We start from the raw sequence: 17450 nt of genomic DNA, 5'->3' as shown, positions 1-17450 counted from the left end.
CACCTGTTGAATTAACAACTGTTCCACCTGCATTCACGCTGTTCAGGTTGATATCATTGTTCAAGTTGTACTTATAGGTATTTGTCGTAGCATCATAGGTCGCTGTGGTATTACTACCATCAGCAAAGTTGACTGTATCACCCAGCTTCACATTGTCCGCAGGCGTAACGCCATTTACCGCAAAGTTCAGGCCTTTGTCTGCTGTTGCCTGTGCTGTATCTGCTGCATCCTGCGCCGCTGTCACATTCTGATTGGTTTGATAAAGCTGGCTACCATTCACGACATCTTTCGAATTGGCTGCAACTGTACCGTCTTCGACACCCGTGATCTTGTTGGTGGTGCTGTCTATTGCAACTGTACCAACTTCAACTTTATCAAAGTTTACTTCCTTATTGGTCGCAACTGTATAGCTCGTACTGCCATCTGCATTCACTTTAGACTGAACATTAATGTTGTCCCCTGCATCCACTTTAGTGGTTGCTGCCGCCTGAGCTTTGTTCAACTGTTCAACGTTAACTGCATCTGTCGCATTGCTTCCTGCTGTTACACCGGTAATCTTGCCACTTGCTGCATCAAGTTTGATTGCGCCTGCCTGTACACCACTGTTATCTACTTTACTTACACCAACAGTGACACTGCCAGTATTACTTAAGGTAATGTTGTCATTCAGATTGTACTTATAGGTATTTGTCGTAGCATCATAGGTCGCTGTGGTATTGCTACCATCAGCAAAGTTGACTGTATCACCCAGCTTCACATTGTCCGCAGGCGTAACGCCATTTACCGCAAAGTTCAGGCCTTTGTCTGCTGTTGCCTGTGCTGTATCTGCTGCATCCTGCGCCGCTGTCACATTCTGATTGGTTTGATAAAGCTGGCTACCATTCACGACATCTTTCGAATTGGCTGCAACTGTACCGTCTTCGACACCCGTGATCTTGTTGGTGGTGCTGTCTATTGCAACTGTACCAACTTCAACTTTATCAAAGTTTACTTCCTTATTGGTCGAAACAGTCAATTTATTGCCGGCCTGTTCTACCGCAACATTATCACCTGCTACAAAGGTCACCGTCTCATCCGGACTGATTTGCTCAACCGAACTACCGGAAACTGCACCACTACCTACTTTATCCGTAGTCAGTTTCCAGCCTTTGTTGGCAACTTCATTCACTGCCTGCAACTGACTAACATTCACTGCATCTGTTCCGGCTTCTCCTGCCGTTACACCGGTGATCTTGCCACTTGCTGCATCCAGTTTGATTGCACCTGCCTGTACACCACTGTTATCTACTTTACTTACACCAACAGTGACACTACCAGTATTACTTAAGGTAATGTTGTCATTCAGATTGTACTTATAGGTATTTGTCGTAGCATCATAGGTCGCTGTGATATTACTACCATCAGCAAAGTTAACTGTATCACCCAGTTTCACATTGTCCGCAGGCGTAACGCCATTTACTGCAAAGTTCAGGCCTTTGTCTGCTGTTGCCTGTGCTGTATCTGCTGCATTTTGCGCCGCTGTCACATTCTGATTGGTTTGATAAAGCTGGCTACCATTGATCGCTTCATTGCTTGAACTGTTTACTGCACCATCTGCAAGGCCACTGATCTTATTCGTGGTTTTATCTATTACTACACCACCAACTGTAACTTTATCAAAGTTTACTTCCTTATTGGTCGCAACTGTATAGCTCGTACTGCCATCTGCATTCACTTTAGACTGAACATTGATATTGTCACCTGCATCTACTTTAGTGGTTGCTGCAGCTTTGGCTTTGGTTAACTGTTCAACGTTAACTGCATCGGTTGCATTGCTTCCTGCCGCAACATTTTTGACCTGTTGACCACCTGCATTGATTCCTGCGGCTGTTACACTGACAATTTTGGTTGTATCTGCATTGTTGATGACTAGACCATTATTATTAACAACGGTATTTCCTGTAGTCACGCTACCCGTTGCACCCAAATTAATATCTTTTGCCAATTTAACCGTTAAAGTATCACCACTTGCTGTAACCCCAATATTTCCATCTGTAAGCGTTGCTGAATTGGTTGCACCTCCCTTAATGTTTAAGGTACTGCCTAGCTGACGAGCAACAGATCCGGAATCCCCTGTAAAGGTTAAGGGTTGTTTAACAGCATTATCCAGTGCATCAATCGCCGCCCCGACAGTATGCACAGTCGTTGTTGCGCTAGACGATGCTGGATTAGATGTTACTTCATAGGAAGGCTGATTGATTGAACCACTGGAATCAACGGTCGCACCTCCACCTAGATAGTTTGCTGTAGATTGTTGTAAATTATTCAAAGCAACATTTGTGCTATATAATTGACTACCATTAATTGCATCTGTACTTTCAGCACTCACATAACCCGCAGCAACATTCTGAATACGACGTTTTTCTGTGGCACTACCTACTGATACAACGCCTGTTGCCGTTCCACCGGCATATTTATAATTAATATTGCCAACGTTTTGTTCATTATAAATATCTTTGGCTTTGGTTGACGCATTACTGCTAACATAAGCAGCTTCATTACCTAAAAATACCGAATCGCTGGTTGTTGTTTTAATATTACTTCCCAGAACAAAAGTATCAGTTGAAGCACTGCCAATTTCATTGCTATTACCAATTACAAAGCTATTACTGGCCTTGATATCATTACCATTACCCAATGCCCCAGATTGACTTGCCTGTGTCTGACCTTCAGTAATAGTTTGTCTACCAATCGTATTACCTTTACCAATGGCAATCGTTTCTGTCCCAAATGCTTGGCTACCATCACCAATTGCAACGGCTTCCTGAGAAGCACGTGTGGCATTACCAATTGCTACAGCCTCATGTCCCGTAGCAACAGCAGTATTACCAACAGCAACACCATTATCTGCCTGTACTACAGCCGTATGACCAATAGATACTGCATTATCTGCGTTCTGAACTTCTGCACTACTCCCCATAACAACAGCATAGTCAGATCCACCACCGGTTTTATCTACCTGTACATTATGACCAATTGCAATACTGTCTATCCCCGCAGATACAGCCCCTGTACCCATAGAAATATTATTGATGGCATTGGCAATCGCGTTATCACCCATTGCAATTGATGAAGCGCCTTTAGCACTGGTACCATTACTACCCATTGCAACTGTATTTGAATTTTCTGCAGTTACACCTGAAAAACCGATTGCCACACTTTTTGTAGCACTGGAATTGGTTTCAACACCAGACCCTATCGCCAGAGAATCCAGACCATGTGCTTCCTGACTATTTTCATTTTCACTTTCTATACTATTAATAGATACGTATTTAACTGTGGCATCTTTAACAGCCTCATTCACGTAAGCCACATTTGCAGCCGAACTATCATCCGTTGCATCTGTTTTCAAATTCGAGATCGTTGTTCCATCAGTACCTTCCAATACAACCCTGGCGGCACTGCTTCCTACTGTATATTTCACTGCATCACTTGACGCTGGCGTACCGTTGGCAGCAGTTAAATTTTGTATCGCGTCAAGAAAACTATTATAGGTATTATTGGCACCATCAGTAATGACCCCACTGGCAACATTCGTCACGGAGTCTCCAAACAATGCCTTGGCAACATCCTGATTTAATTTCTTTAATTGCGAAACATTGACTGCATCAGTATCGTCACCACCTGCTGCAACATTGGTAATGCGACGAGCGACAATATTACTACCTGTACCACCGCCAACAGAAACCACGTTAAAACCGCCATTCTGTATGGCGCCACCAATCAAATAGGATGCTGCAGACGATTTATCACTCGCAACACTATTCGCTCCTAGTGCAACATTACCTGCTCCAGCAGTTGTATTGGCACCAATGGCTGTCCCTGCCGCTCCCGTTACACTGGCCTTATAACCACCTGCAAAGGCATTATCAGCTGTCGCCTGACTATCAGCACCAATTACCACAGATTGATTACTTGATTGAGCATTAGAACCCAAAGCAACAGACAAATTCAGATCTTTATTATTTGTATTGGTATTGGCATTTTGACCAATAGAAATATTGCCATCACCATTATGATTACTCCCAGCATTGACACCAATGGCAATGTTTTGATCTGAGCTAGAATTATCGCCTACAGATAAATTAGAACCTGCACCACTTCCTAACGCAATATTCTGATTACCAATTACGTTACGTCCAGAATTACTACCAATTGCAATATGTTCTATACGATCATTTGTAGAACCGCTACGTTCCTTAGCACCGTATGTTCCCTGTCCTGCATTTTCACCAATAGAGATCGAACCTACCGTAGCAGATGACGCATTATCTCCCACAGCAACACTACTGGACGCACTTGCATTTGCCCCATTACCCAATGCTGTAGCAGCAACACCTGATGCACTGGCTGTATGCCCTATTGCAGTTGCATTATTTGCACTTGCGACAACCGAATCCCCAATAGCAACACTGGATGAACCAATTGCCAGTGTAGATGTACCGGCAGCAAAGCTATTATCTCCTAAAGCAATACTCGAACCACTGGCCAAAGCAGCCTTAAACTGCGCAACCAAATTAGGATTTGTACTAACATCTACCCCATTAATTTCAGTAATTGCTAAATCATCAAGACTTTGACTCCCTGCTGTACTACTGGTCGCAGTCACTGGGATCCCATTAATTGATGCAACAGTACTTGAAGATGGTGGATCATATTCTACGGCAATCGATCTATTTGTTGCAGCAGATCCAATTGCCGTACTATTTTTACCCAAAGCTTGACTTTCAGCACCAATGGCAATACTGCTTTCATCCAGTGCCTGTGATTTCTGCCCAATTGCCAGACTTGAATTTCCTACAGCTTTTGACTCTGATCCAAGAGCAACACTGGCTATTCCATTAGACTGGGCTTGTGGACCAATTGCCACGGCATCAGTTCCTATTGCTTGTGCATCATTCTGAGTTGAATTTACTCTAAAATATTTAACCCCTGCTGCATCTGAACCAAACAATTGTTTTTCTAATGTGTCAATATCGTCCTCTGCACTACCTATACGAGTGGTCAAGTTCGTAACGTTATTATTTGTCGCATCGAGAGCAGATTGTGAAGCTTTTGTATTCACACTATTTTCTAGTGTACTAATACTATTTTCTGCACTGCCTACACGAGAAGTTAGATTCGTAACGTTACTATTTGTCGCATCGAGAGCAGATTGTGAAGCTTTTGTATTCACACTATTTTCTAGTGTACTAATATTATTCTCTGCACTGCCTACACGAGAAGTTAGATTCGTAACGTTACTATTTGTCGTATCAAGAGCAGATTGTGAAGCTTTTGTATTCACACTATTTTCTAGTGTACTAATATTGTTCTCTGCACTGCCTACACGAGAAGTTAGATTCGTAACGTTATTATTTGTCGCATCAAGAGCAGTCTGTGAAGCCTTGGTAGCAAGACCTGTAGTACTATTATTAATCTGGTCTGATAAATCGATAACATTTATGCCATTTACTACTCCTGAAACTGTTAAATCACCATTAACAGTTAAATTTTCATCAATGGTCTGAGCCAGAGCAGCAGTTGATGTAGCTAATGTAAACAAGCCTGTAACAACTATTTTTTTAACAGTTTTACTTTTTGTTTTCCCTTTTGCCAATTCCGAAGTGGCAACCCACGTACCTATTGATGCATTCCAGATAACTCGATAAATATGATTCATTTTTATACTCACCTTTATATTGTGATTACGTTCACATTAAAAAAACAATAGATATACTCACACACAAACTATAAATGTGCAATTTAAACATTAAGTAAAATTATGTGTGAAATGTAAACATTTTTTAATTTTTTATTATGAATTTGTTTGGAAATGAATGTATGCAAAGCATTAAGCTATTAAAAATAAATATATGAAATTAAATGAATTTTTCTTTTATCCTATAAATTTATTCCCATAAATTATTTATTTTGTTTTTTATTATAAAACATTTTTATAAGTAAATTGATTTTTTGCAATCAGATATATTAAAAGGCCAATCATAATGTTTAGCCTTTTATAAATATAAATTAAATCAATGATATAAATTAATTTTTTGATCTAAATTAGACATGGTCCCGAAATCACTTCATAATGCTTTTTGATATAGTACTTTTGCATTGACTGAGGTTTTTTATCATCATTTTCTCCAGGATTAGAGATTGGTGGTGTTCCTGTCCCCGAGCCCCCCAGACTCGCACCTGCAAATAACTTCAACATAAATTTCACAAATCCCAAGTCCGATACAATATTAGAGTTAATCAAAGTGCTATTACTTTTTTTCATATTGGCCTTCCCTAAAGGCTAACCTAAATTAAAATATGTGCATTATGCACATATTTTAACAAAAAGTGGTACGCTGTTTTCATTCTTTCTTTAAAAGTTAAAAGTAATATTGTTATTGGAATAAGAGTATTCTGAATATATAACTGCTATAAAAACATAGATTTATTTTTCTATTTTGTCATATTGATAAACACCAAAGGTAAAACGTTGATCCGCATCTTTTCTCCCTTCATCTTCTTTTGAACATTCAATGGCTTTGGTCAGAATCTTCTTGGATGCTTCTTCCCATAAGTTATGACTCAATACTTTCAACTGTAAAATAGATTTTTCAGTTAATTCATTGGCAAATATTGCTTGCTCTAAATATCGATTATCTTTTTTAAGAATATTATGAATACCAGCAGCCAGATGGTCAGAAATATTGGTTGAAAATACATCCTTGGTTTCATCTAATTCCGGAGAGGGTGTAAAACTTTGAATATTTAATATCACTTCATTTTGTTCTTCAAATACGATTTCCAGACGTTTCAGCTCACTTAAAATAGATCGAGGATGTTTTTCGGTAGAAATTTCTTTTACCAAGTTTTCAAAACTTAATTCATGATCATTAATAGGAAGTCGATGAGGCAAGTTTTTATGAATCCATAATCCTACTACTCTAGCTGGAACACTCAATAAAGTAATATCTTTTTCAGTTTCGATGAGTTGATGCTCACCATACTTTTGTCGGAATGCGCTGACATCTCGTCGATTAAGACCCGATAACAAACTAATTGCTGAATCTGTCCGTTTCTGACCTAGATTCTGTATTTCTTTCAACGCCTCATTATAAAAAAGATATCTTAATAAGGCTGAAAATTCAGTATAACCTATACCGGATTTTACAAGCCAAGAGACGACTTCTTGCATGAGACGTTCTACATGCACTAATGTTTCTTTAGAGGAAGTTTTTTGAGGAAAATTAGGTGCCAAATTAATGTCGTCCTTTTTATCAAAATTGCGATAATTTTTCATATATCAATATGTATTAACCTAACTTATTCATCAAAAACATATAACTGAGCCGATACTATCTTATCATATTTATAATATTAGACCTCTTACGAAAGTATTAATAACATCCTTAATTTATCTCTTTACAAAAGGAAATATTAGTGATTTCGCAACAGTTCTAAATTAAATAATTCATACAGATTAAAGATTAATCAATCTAAATTACAAGTTAAGATTTTTAACTCGTAAACATTACTACTGATAATCCATGTTATATGTTTTGAGGAAAATAACATAAATTATTCTCATTTTATATTCAATCAAATTTCGTGACCAGTCTTGTATAAATATCTCAAGGCAACGCTTTATTCTCAATTCAGAATTTACATAAAATACCTTAAAAGCAAATGATAACTATTAACAAAAAGGATGTATTTTCATATACAATATAACTACTTTCACCTCGATTTACTTTTATGATGACCGATTTTTTTACTACACATGTTTTGACTGCTTTTTTAGTCACTGTACTGGCCAGTCTGGCAACGGTAATTGGCGGTGCATTGGTTTTATTTGCAAAACAACCTAGTCCAAGATTATTGTCTTTTGGTCTAGCCTTTGCTGGTGGTGCTATGGTGTATGTTTCTCTTACCGAGATTCTCAATAAATCCATTGCTGCATTTAGTGAAGGGTATGGTGAAAAGTTTGGTTTTGCGTATGGAAGCCTATCTTTCTTAACCGGAATTTTACTGGTGATTATGATTGACCGTCTGGTACCAAACCCTCATGAAGCACTTGATCAAGCTCAGGTTGAACAACACAATCATAATCGTAAAGCACTTTATCGCACTGGATTACTAACCTTATTTGCAATTACGGCGCATAATTTTCCGGAAGGTTTAGCAACTTTTTTTGCAACTTTAGGCAGTGCAAGTGTCGGTATGCCATTGGCTGTTGCCATCGCCATTCACAATATTCCGGAAGGAATTGCTATTGCATTGCCTGTTTATATGGCAACACAAAATAAGCGATTGGCTTTATTGGCAAGTTTTATTTCTGGAATGGCTGAACCTGTTGGTGCTTTATTGGGTTATGCAATTCTGGCACCGTTTATGAGCCCATTAGTTTATGGACTGGTTTTTGGCTTAATTGGAGGTGTGATGGTCTTTTTGGCGCTAGATGAATTATTACCCGCAGCTAAACGTTATGCCAAAGGTCATGAAACAGTATATGGTCTGGTCACTGGAATGTCAGTTTTAAGTTTAAGCTTGGTGATGTTTCAGTTTTTCTAAAACATCACACGTCATCATTGTTCAGGCTGTTTTCTGAATTAGACAGTAATAAAAGCCATCCCCTTGTCCTTGTGCAGGAAGCAGTTGGCGCCCATATTGCTGTTCAATCCCCCATGATACATTCAATTGAATTTCTTTTGCATGGGTATGTTGTGCAAAAAAAGTCTGCATTTGCTGCTCATTTTCTGCTTTAAGAATGGAACAGGTAATATAAAGTAAATGTCCACCAATTTTTAATTGCTGCCACATGTGCTGTAAAATTTGCTGCTGCAAGACAACGATTTTTGCAATATCACTGGATTGCCGTAATAGACGAATATCCGGGTGACGGCGCAATACACCTATTGCTGAACAAGGCGCATCAAGAATAATACAATCTACAGCCTCCTGTGCTTGCCAATTCGTTGCATCCGCAGCCAGAATGCGAACATGCTCATTGTTCAATTGCAGGCGCTTTAAGTTTTCTTCCACACGTTGTAAACGCTTACTGTCAAAGTCCAGTGCCAGCATTTGCTTAGGATGATATTTTTCCAATACATGTGCTGTTTTTCCACCAGGTGCTGCACAGGCATCAACGACAAGTTGCTGATTTAAATCCGGTAAAAGCATAGCACACAACTGCGCATGTTCATCTTGTACAGAGAACCAACCTTGTTCAAAACCTGGTAAATCAGGAATATGTACACTTTGTTCCAGCACGATACCGACTTCTGACCATTGGCATATACGTGCAGCAATTTGTTGTTGTTGCAGTTTTTTTAGATAAGCATCACGTCCAATCTGCCGCTGATTAATGCGTAAAGTTAAGGGTGCCGTACCTTTAAGCTGTTGAGTGAGATCTTCAAACTGCGCTTTCCAATCTTTTTTTAACCGCTTATATAACCAGCTTGGCAGGCCATGTGCCTGTTGTAGTTGCTGAATAAGTTGCTCACGTTCACGGGTCGCACGGCGTAAAATGGCATTTACCAGACCACTCGCTGATTCAAAACCCAATTGCTTGACTGCATTTACGGTTTCTGAAATTGCCGCATGATCAGCAATACGGGTACATAATAATTGGTACAAGCCAACATATAATGCTGTTTCGATATGTATGTCACTGACTGGTTTTTGCAACATTGGTAAAGTGACTTGCTTGAGTGCAAACCATTGTCGTAATACACCAAGGCTTAACTCATGCCATAAAGCTTTATCCTGAACTGCAATATGTTCAAAATATTTATTTTGAATTTGTGCTAAAGATTGTCCTTGTTGTACAGCAACCAATAAACGAATGAGCTGTGCACGTAAATTTAATACCGGATGCTGACTCATAACAGAATTTGTCCTACCTGCAATTTTTGGGTCTGTAAAATTTGTACCTGATTTAACGGTTTACCACCCGGCCATTGCAGTTCGGTCAGACAAATCGTCGTACCTGCACCACATGCCACCACAACACCATTTTTATCAATATTCAAGATTTCACCATATTGAACAGTATGTGACTGCGTAGAAGATTGTGCCGACCATACCCTTAAAGCAGTATGTTCATCCAGTTGTGTAAAGGCCACAGGAACAGGATTAAATGCACGAATATGCAGATCGATAATTTTTGCAGGTTGTGCCCAGTCAATACGGGCTTCAGTTTTGCTAATTTTATGTGCATAACTGCTAAGGTTTTCATCCTGAATCTGACGCTGTGCCTGATACTGCTGTAAAGTTTGTTCAGATATCAATACTTCAGCAATCGCTTCAGCACCTATTTTGGCCAATTTATCATGAACTGTTGCTGCATTATCTGAGGCTAAAATATCACAATTGACTTTATATAACATATCGCCAGTATCCAGCCCTTTTGCCATCTGCATAATGGTAATACCGGTTTGTGCATCACCCGATTGAATAGCTCGCTGAATCGGTGCAGCACCTCGCCATCTTGGTAATAATGATGCATGAATATTCAGACAACCATATTTTGGCGTATCCAGAACGGCTTGTGGCAGAAGTAAACCATAGGCCGCAACCACCATAACATCTGCATTAAAGGCTGCCAATTCTTGTTGTGCCGTCAGACCTTCTTCAGTACTGTTCTTGAAATGTAAGGGTTGCATTACGACTAAATCATGCTGTAAAGCCAGTGCCTTTACTGGGGATGCAGTTAATTTTTGTCCTCGACCAGCCTTACGATCTGGTTGAGTATAGACCGCAACAATTTCATGTTCTGTTTGTAATAAGCGATTTAAGGCACTTGCAGCAAAATCAGGTGTTCCAGCAAAAATAATCTTCATGATGACTAAAAATCAGGTCTAATTCAGGGAATACAACTAGCTTAACATACTGCATTGCCAGCCTGAATTTTTTCCGGCAGCAATCCGGATAAATGCTATGTTACACTGATCAAAAAATGCGAGAGAACATCCAGTATGCAAATCCAGCCTCAACTTGAACAGGCATTACAAAGCCTACAGCCAGACTATTTGGAAATTCTCAATGAATCTTCCAAACACGGTGGTTATTTTCCTGGTAAAGAAAGTCATTTCAAAGTCACCATTGTGAGTGAATCATTTGCTGGGTTACGTCAGGTACAACGCCATCAAAAGATTTATGCTCTGGTCGGTGAATTACTGGCGCCTGAAAAAATTCATGCTTTGGCGATTCACGCTTATCTACCCTCAGAATGGCAAGGTACACGTCCTGACAGTCCCGATTGTGCTCACGCACCCAAAGGTTAATGACGTATGGAACAAATTGCGCTTAAACATCTGCACATGCTGATTGCAGCAATGGTCTTTCTTTTCTTTTTGATTAGAGCATTCCCAATCCTGATCCAAAAAATATGGAAAGAACAAAGTACCATGTCGACTAAAATTCTGGTGGCTTGCCAACATACAGGATATAGCTTACTGGTGTTATCTGGACTTGGATTATTATGGTACAAAGATTTTGCCGTCCAGCCGTGGTTCTATGCAAAAATCCTGTTATTTATTGTCATATTATCTGCCTGTTCCAAAGCATTCAAACGTCGCATTGATCGTTTACTGATTCAACGGCAGGCAGGTTTAATTGTGGCATTGATTGCATATTGTGCACTTTTTGCATTAATCTTGATCAAACCACAATTTGGTTAAGGATATTTACCTTAACTTGAACAACTGATCATCCCAATCCAATTGATATGATGATCGTAAAGAGAGGGTACTGATGCTTACACGAGTGATTTTTAATCAAAAAGGTGGTGTGGGTAAATCCAGCATCACGGTTAATCTTGCTGCAATCAGTGCCCAGCAGGGCTTGCGGACATTACTGATTGATCTGGATCCACAAGCAAATGCCAGTCAATATGTATTAGGCCAGCATAACGGTATGACTGCCGCTATCTTAGCGGATTTTAACCCAAGCATTTACGATTTTTTTGATGAAACAGCCAATCAAAATACACCAAAAAATCTACTTGGCTCAGCAATTGGCTCTTTATTGCAAACCCGAAGCAAAGGGTTACAGGCAGTTATGCACCAAAGCCGTTTTGCAAACTTAACTGTTATTCCTGCGCATCCGCAGCTCAATACATTAAGCCATATTCTGGAATCCAAACATAAAATCTATAAACTTAAAGAAGCTCTGGGTAAATTAACTGCTCATTTTGATCGAGTATTTATTGATACACCACCTGCCTTTAATTTCTTTACCTTATCTGCCTTAATTGCTGCAGATCGCGTGTTAATTCCTTTTGATTGTGACATTTTTTCACATCGAGCATTATTAACTCTACTGGAAAATATTCTGGAAACCCGTCAGGATCATAACGAAACATTGGCAGTTGAAGGAATCATTGTGAATCAATTTCAAAGTCAGGCCAGACTTCCTACTGAAATTGTCAACCAGTTAAAACAGGATCAACTGCCTGTCTTAGATACCATGTTACCTGCTTCCGTGTTCATGAAAGAATCTCACAGTAAAAATTTACCCCTGATCCATTTAGCAACTGAACATAAGTTAACTCAGGCTTATCGTCAACTTTTTCAGGAAATTGAGGCGAAATAATGAAAAAACCAATAATAACTGGTGCAATTGCTATGCTATTACTTACCGGCTGTGCAACAGGTAATGTCAAACCCAGCTATGTTTCACCCACCAAATACCAAAGTTGGAACTGTGCCCAACTACATACAGAATATGCCCGAATCGGACAATATCTGCATAATGGTGTAGAACCGGCCAAGCGTACAGGGGTTGGTGTCGGCCTTGGTATTGGTGGAGGATTTGGTCGTGGTGGCTGGGGCATTGGACCAACAGTATCGGTTAATGTCGGTCAATCAAGTAATAGCAAGCGGACAGAAATCGCCGAACTTTTGGGACAACAAGATGCAATTGAACAAGCAGCACAATTTAAAAACTGTCCAATCGCACATCCTCGCCAAAAAACCACATCCTAAAACGAATCATCAGCCATAAAAAAATGCAGGATTGCCTGCATTTTTTATCCTACATAAAATTTATTTGAATTTATTGTTTCTCAGCATCTTTTCTGGCCATTTTCTGGCGCACGAAAGCAATAATACCCGGTAAAATACTTAAAAATAAAATGGCAAAAATCACATGGGTAAAATTGTCTTTTATCTGTGGAATATTACCAAACCAATAGCCCAAAAGAATAAACGAACCAATCCAGCAAAATGCACCAATCACATTATATGTCAGGAAATAGCGATAGCTCATGTGACTGACCCCGGCTATAAAAGGAGCAAACGTTCTGGCGAATGGAATAAAACGAGCAAAAATAATGGTTTTTCCACCATGTTTTTCAAAAAAAGCCTGCGTTTTATATAAATGATCTTTGCGTATCCAACGTGAATTTATTTCAAATACCCGCGGGCCAATAAATTTACCAATATGATAGTTCAAGGTATCGCCCAAAACTGCAGCAACAAATAATAATCCCACTAAAATAAACGGATCCATTGTGCCTTTTGCAGCCAGCGCACCTGCAGCAAAAAGCAAACTATCCCCTGGTAAAAACGGCATGATCACCAACCCCGTTTCTACAAAAATAATCAAAAATAAAATGGCATAAATCCAGGTGCCATAGGCAGTCACAAATTCGATCAAATGCTGATCGACATGCAGAATAAAATCAATAAGATTCATGAGAAGGAAAGGAATTAAAATATTGACTTATGCTAACAGTTGATGAACAGAAAAGCATTATCCATTCCGTTCATCTTTTGTATGAAAATCCCTGCCTTAACGGCTTATTTAAGATTAAGCACATCCATCATGTCATAACGACTGGCTGATTGATCAATCACCCATGCTGCTGCACGCACCGCTCCACTGGCAAAATTCATTCGACTGGTTGCCATGTGTTTGACTTCCACACGTTCCCCTTCGCCAATAAACATGACTGTATGTTCACCAACAATATCACCTCCACGGATAGTTTCAAAACCAATGGTCTGACGATCACGTGGGCCTGTATACCCTTCACGCCCATATACGGCAACTTGTTTTAAATCACGTCCCAGTGTATTGGCAACCGCTTCGCCCATCATTAGCGCCGTACCTGACGGCGCATCTACTTTATGACGGTGATGTGCTTCAACAATTTCAATATCCACTGTATCAGCAAAAGTTTTGGCTGCCAACTCCAGCAATTTGATGGAAACATTTACACCCACAGAATAATTGGCAGCATACACTACAGGAATATACTGTGCTGTATCGTCCAGTAATGCTTTTTGTGCGTCATTAAATCCAGTTGTACCAATCACCATGGCGACGTTTGCTGCTCGACAAGCCAGTAAATGAGCTTCGGTTGCGGCAGGCGCAGTAAAGTCGATGACCACATCACATACTGCCAAAGCTTCTTCTATTGCGCCAACGACTTTAACGCCTAAAGCTCCCAGACCGGCAAGCTCACCCGCATCAGTACCCACCAGACTACTTTCAGAGCGCTCGACCGCAGCAGCAAGCTGATAACCTGCTTGATGTACCGCTTGAATTAATGTGCGTCCCATACGTCCGCCTGCACCCAAAACTCCAATACGTGGTGACGTTGCCATAATTTCCTCAGAAAAAATAAGTTTGTTGTACTATAGCAAAACTTGACCAGTGTTTATATGACTGTAGATTTGATCAGTAAAATGAATTTTCGATAACATAACGCTATACGATTTTATTGCAAGATTTACAAATTAGTGCGGTATACTCTATACGCATAATAAATAATGAGTATCATTTACAATGACTAAAATTAGCTTAAACCTTCAAAATAGCATCGCTGAAACCTTACTGATCACCTTGTATGCCAAATCAGTAGAAACACACAAAAAGCGTCCTTTAATTCAAGATCTCATCGCATGTGATTTGGTCAACAAAATCGATTATGATTTTTCTAAATTTAAAAATAAACGTGCATCATCTGTAGGTGTTGCGATTCGTGCCAATCACTTTGATCAACAATTAAAAAATTTTATCCAGAAACACGCCAATCCTATCATTGTTATTATTGGTTGTGGACTAGATACTCGGCTGCAACGTATTGGGGAGCTGGGACAAGATGCTCAATTTTATCAGTTGGATTTGCCTGAAGTCATCACTTTACGTCAACAACTTATTCCACCTCAAAACAATGAACACCTAATTGCAGCTTCAGTTCTCACAACCGACTGGATGGATCAGCTAAAACAACAATATCCGAATGGCAATTTTATGTTTATTATTGAAGGAGTACTTATGTACTTCAATGAACAGGAGAATAAAAAACTTTTTATTGCTCTGGCAGAACGTTTTCCGGGAGCTGCCCTACATTTTGATATGTTAAATAAATGGATGAGTCATCAATCTGCTCTACACGATACTGTAAGTAAAACCAAGGCTGAATTTAAGTTTGGGCTTGACAATGAGAAAGCATTAGAACACTGGCATCCTGCTTTAAAACACATGAAAAGTTATTTATTTAATGAGTTACAAGGATATTACCGTATGGGAATTATTTTATCTGGCCTAATGACGGTTATTCCCAGATTCAAAACAGCCTCACGTATTATGGAATATCAAATTAAAAACGCTTAGCCCAACAAACGTTGTATGACCAAAAAGTTTAAATAAAACAGGAAGCCTAGTAGGCTTCCTGTTTAAAAAATACAGTCAAGGCATGACTGGGTTGAGTCTTTACCCTATCACTAAATTAATCAAACAAATCGGACACTTTATCAAAGAAACCTTTTTTCTTTTTGGAATCTTGGGAATTTACCGAAGATTCACCAAAGCTCTGTTGTAATTCGATTAACAACTCACGCTGACGTTCGGTTAAATGGGTCGGTGTTTCAACCACAACTCGGCATAACAGATCTCCAGTCATGGTACTACGTACTGGACGTACACCTTTACCCCGTAAACGGAATAGTTTCCCAGTCTGCGTACCTTCTGGAATTCTAAGGCTAACCCGACCATCCAGTGTTGGAATTTCAATTTCTTTACCTAGTGCAACATCTGCAATGCTAACTGGTACATCCATATACAAATCTGCACCATCTCGCTGGAATACGTCATGTTCACGTACTACAACTTCAACATACAGATCACCGGCCTGACCACCACGAATTGCTTCGCCTTTGCCAGTTAAACGAACACGATCACCATTATCAACACCAGCGGGAATTGTCACTTCCAATGTTTGTTGGCGGTCTTTAATACCGCTACCATGACAGCTATGGCAAGGATTTTTAATGGTTTTCCCTGTTCCACGACAGCTACTACAGGTTTGCTGTACAGCAAAGAATCCCTGTTGAATACGAACCTGACCGGAACCATGACAGGTTTTACAGGTTTCTACATCACTACTATTTTGAGCGCCTTTGCCATCACAGGTTTCACAAGGTGCAGGGGCAGAAAAAGTAATGGTTTTTTTCACACCTTTAATGGCTTCTTCCAGCGTCAATTCCATGACGTAGCGCAAGTCGGAACCTCTACGCTGACGTTGTTGGCCACGACCATTGCCACCGAAGGCATTGCCAAAAATGTCACCAAACTGGCTGAAAATATCTTCGGCACTAAAACCACCACCACCGAATCCGCCACCACCAAAGCCGCCTTCAAACGCATTATGTCCCATACGGTCATACATGCTACGTTTTTCACTATCTGAAAGCACTTCATAGGCTTCTGAAGCTTCTTTAAATTTTTCTTCTGCTTCAGGATTATCAGGGTTACGATCCGGATGATATTTCATGGCCAACTTACGGTAGGCTTTTTTAATCTCATCATCACTTGCAGTTTTAGAAACCCCTAAAACCTCATAATAGTCACGCTTTGCCATGAACAGCGGTACTCCCAACGTATTTTCAAATCAAAAGAACTGACAACAATTTGGGGGCGTTTAAAAATTTTACAAGAGGATAAAACAGAGTTTTTTACTCAATTTTTAATTTAAGCATGACAAGATATTTGATGAATCGGATCATATAGATCTTTAATAGACAGGTTTTCGTTTAAAAAACCGCATAATACCTTTTAACCAGGTATTGACCAGATATAGCCATGCAATCAGTGCAAATACCACGCCAGCAATGGTACAGGCAGTGACCCAAATATATTGATCCCACATAAAGAATGCCAAAGGAATAAACCACAACGCTGAAAATACAGCAATGCACAAAAAAATGAGTAAATTACGGGCAATCCAGAATGCATGGGAATTTAACCACACTTCTGTATCGGGAAAATAAGATGCTTTGACAGCAAGCCAATAAGTGATCACGACCGGAATAATCGTAAAAATACTTAACAACATGAATAAGTAAGTCACCAGCACGAGTTTTTCCTGTTTTTTTTGTTGTTCCTGACCCATTGACAACCCCAACTTACCCTTTATTTTC

Annotated in this window: 15 protein-coding genes; 6 read left to right on the top strand and 9 right to left on the bottom strand. The window is 39.6% G+C overall.

All coding sequences use genetic code 11. The annotated features are described in order from the left end of the window. From F4V57_RS13590 to F4V57_RS13585, 3 genes are all read right to left on the bottom strand, one after another. Window positions 1–5701 (bottom strand): ESPR-type extended signal peptide-containing protein (locus F4V57_RS13590; RefSeq protein ID WP_150330555.1); only part of this gene is annotated, 5701 nt, incomplete at its 3' end. A gap of 381 nt (window positions 5702–6082) precedes the next feature. Further along, on the bottom strand, window positions 6083–6241 hold the full coding sequence (locus F4V57_RS14805; protein ID WP_171257572.1) for a hypothetical protein: 159 nt from the start codon (window positions 6239–6241) through the stop codon (window positions 6083–6085). A 228-nt stretch (window positions 6242–6469) separates the two neighbouring features. Next, window positions 6470–7216, bottom strand: a complete 747-nt coding sequence (locus F4V57_RS13585) for a hypothetical protein (protein ID WP_227515727.1) — start codon at window positions 7214–7216, stop codon at window positions 6470–6472. Window positions 7217–7779: 563 nt separating this feature from the next. Here F4V57_RS13585 and zupT point away from each other — a divergent pair. Further along, a complete protein-coding gene (gene zupT, locus F4V57_RS13580) occupies window positions 7780–8592 on the top strand; it encodes a zinc transporter ZupT (protein ID WP_070071133.1) in 813 nt (270 codons plus the stop codon). 21 nt (window positions 8593–8613) lie between these two features. On the opposite strand, the gene rsmB is transcribed toward zupT, so the two are convergent. Beyond that, window positions 8614–9906, bottom strand: coding sequence for a 16S rRNA (cytosine(967)-C(5))-methyltransferase RsmB (rsmB, locus tag F4V57_RS13575; RefSeq protein ID WP_070071042.1), 1293 nt, complete (start codon window positions 9904–9906; stop codon window positions 8614–8616). After that, on the bottom strand, window positions 9903–10862 hold the full coding sequence (fmt, locus tag F4V57_RS13570; protein ID WP_070071043.1) for a methionyl-tRNA formyltransferase: 960 nt from the start codon (window positions 10860–10862) through the stop codon (window positions 9903–9905). The genes rsmB and fmt overlap by 4 nt, the downstream gene beginning before the upstream one ends. Before the next feature lie 135 nt (window positions 10863–10997). Here fmt and F4V57_RS13565 point away from each other — a divergent pair, with 135 nt between their 5' ends. The 4 genes from F4V57_RS13565 to F4V57_RS13550 all read left to right on the top strand — a co-directional run bounded on the left by F4V57_RS13565 (window position 10998) and on the right by F4V57_RS13550 (window position 13007). Further along, on the top strand, window positions 10998–11306 hold the full coding sequence (locus F4V57_RS13565; protein ID WP_070071044.1) for a BolA family protein: 309 nt from the start codon (window positions 10998–11000) through the stop codon (window positions 11304–11306). A gap of 6 nt (window positions 11307–11312) precedes the next feature. Beyond that, entirely contained in the window at window positions 11313–11702 is a 390-nt protein-coding gene (locus F4V57_RS13560) for a SirB2 family protein (protein ID WP_070071045.1), read from the top strand. Window positions 11703–11775: 73 nt separating this feature from the next. Beyond that, complete coding sequence (locus tag F4V57_RS13555) at window positions 11776–12615, top strand: ParA family protein (RefSeq protein WP_070071046.1); 840 nt, start codon at window positions 11776–11778, stop codon at window positions 12613–12615. Next, window positions 12615–13007 (top strand): hypothetical protein, encoded by a 393-nt coding sequence (locus F4V57_RS13550; RefSeq protein WP_070071047.1) that lies wholly within the window; start codon window positions 12615–12617, stop codon window positions 13005–13007. Before F4V57_RS13555 ends, F4V57_RS13550 begins: the two co-directional genes overlap by 1 nt. A gap of 70 nt (window positions 13008–13077) precedes the next feature. Here the strand turns inward: F4V57_RS13550 and F4V57_RS13545 are convergent, their stop codons facing one another. Further along, the gene (locus F4V57_RS13545; RefSeq protein WP_070071048.1) at window positions 13078–13719 is read right to left on the bottom strand and encodes a DedA family protein; all 642 of its coding nucleotides are present in this window, start codon (window positions 13717–13719) and stop codon (window positions 13078–13080) included. A gap of 104 nt (window positions 13720–13823) precedes the next feature. Beyond that, window positions 13824–14633, bottom strand: a complete 810-nt coding sequence (dapB, locus tag F4V57_RS13540; protein WP_070071049.1) for a 4-hydroxy-tetrahydrodipicolinate reductase — start codon at window positions 14631–14633, stop codon at window positions 13824–13826. 181 nt (window positions 14634–14814) lie between these two features. Between dapB and F4V57_RS13535 the strand changes: the two genes are divergently transcribed. After that, on the top strand, window positions 14815–15645 hold the full coding sequence (locus tag F4V57_RS13535) for a class I SAM-dependent methyltransferase (RefSeq protein ID WP_070071050.1): 831 nt from the start codon (window positions 14815–14817) through the stop codon (window positions 15643–15645). A gap of 115 nt (window positions 15646–15760) precedes the next feature. Here F4V57_RS13535 and dnaJ read toward each other — a convergent pair whose 3' ends face one another. Together dnaJ and F4V57_RS13525 are read right to left on the bottom strand one after the other, a co-directional pair. After that, window positions 15761–16891 (bottom strand): molecular chaperone DnaJ, encoded by a 1131-nt coding sequence (gene dnaJ / locus F4V57_RS13530; RefSeq protein ID WP_070071051.1) that lies wholly within the window; start codon window positions 16889–16891, stop codon window positions 15761–15763. A 153-nt stretch (window positions 16892–17044) separates the two neighbouring features. Further along, window positions 17045–17422, bottom strand: coding sequence for a hypothetical protein (locus F4V57_RS13525; RefSeq protein WP_070071052.1), 378 nt, complete (start codon window positions 17420–17422; stop codon window positions 17045–17047). Window positions 17423–17450: the final 28 nt, after the last annotated feature.

Source organism: Acinetobacter qingfengensis, from assembly GCF_008693185.1.
GTDB lineage: Bacteria > Pseudomonadota > Gammaproteobacteria > Pseudomonadales > Moraxellaceae > Acinetobacter > Acinetobacter qingfengensis.
The sequence above is the reverse complement of the archived record's forward strand: the minus strand, read 5'-3'. Positions and strand labels throughout refer to the sequence as shown.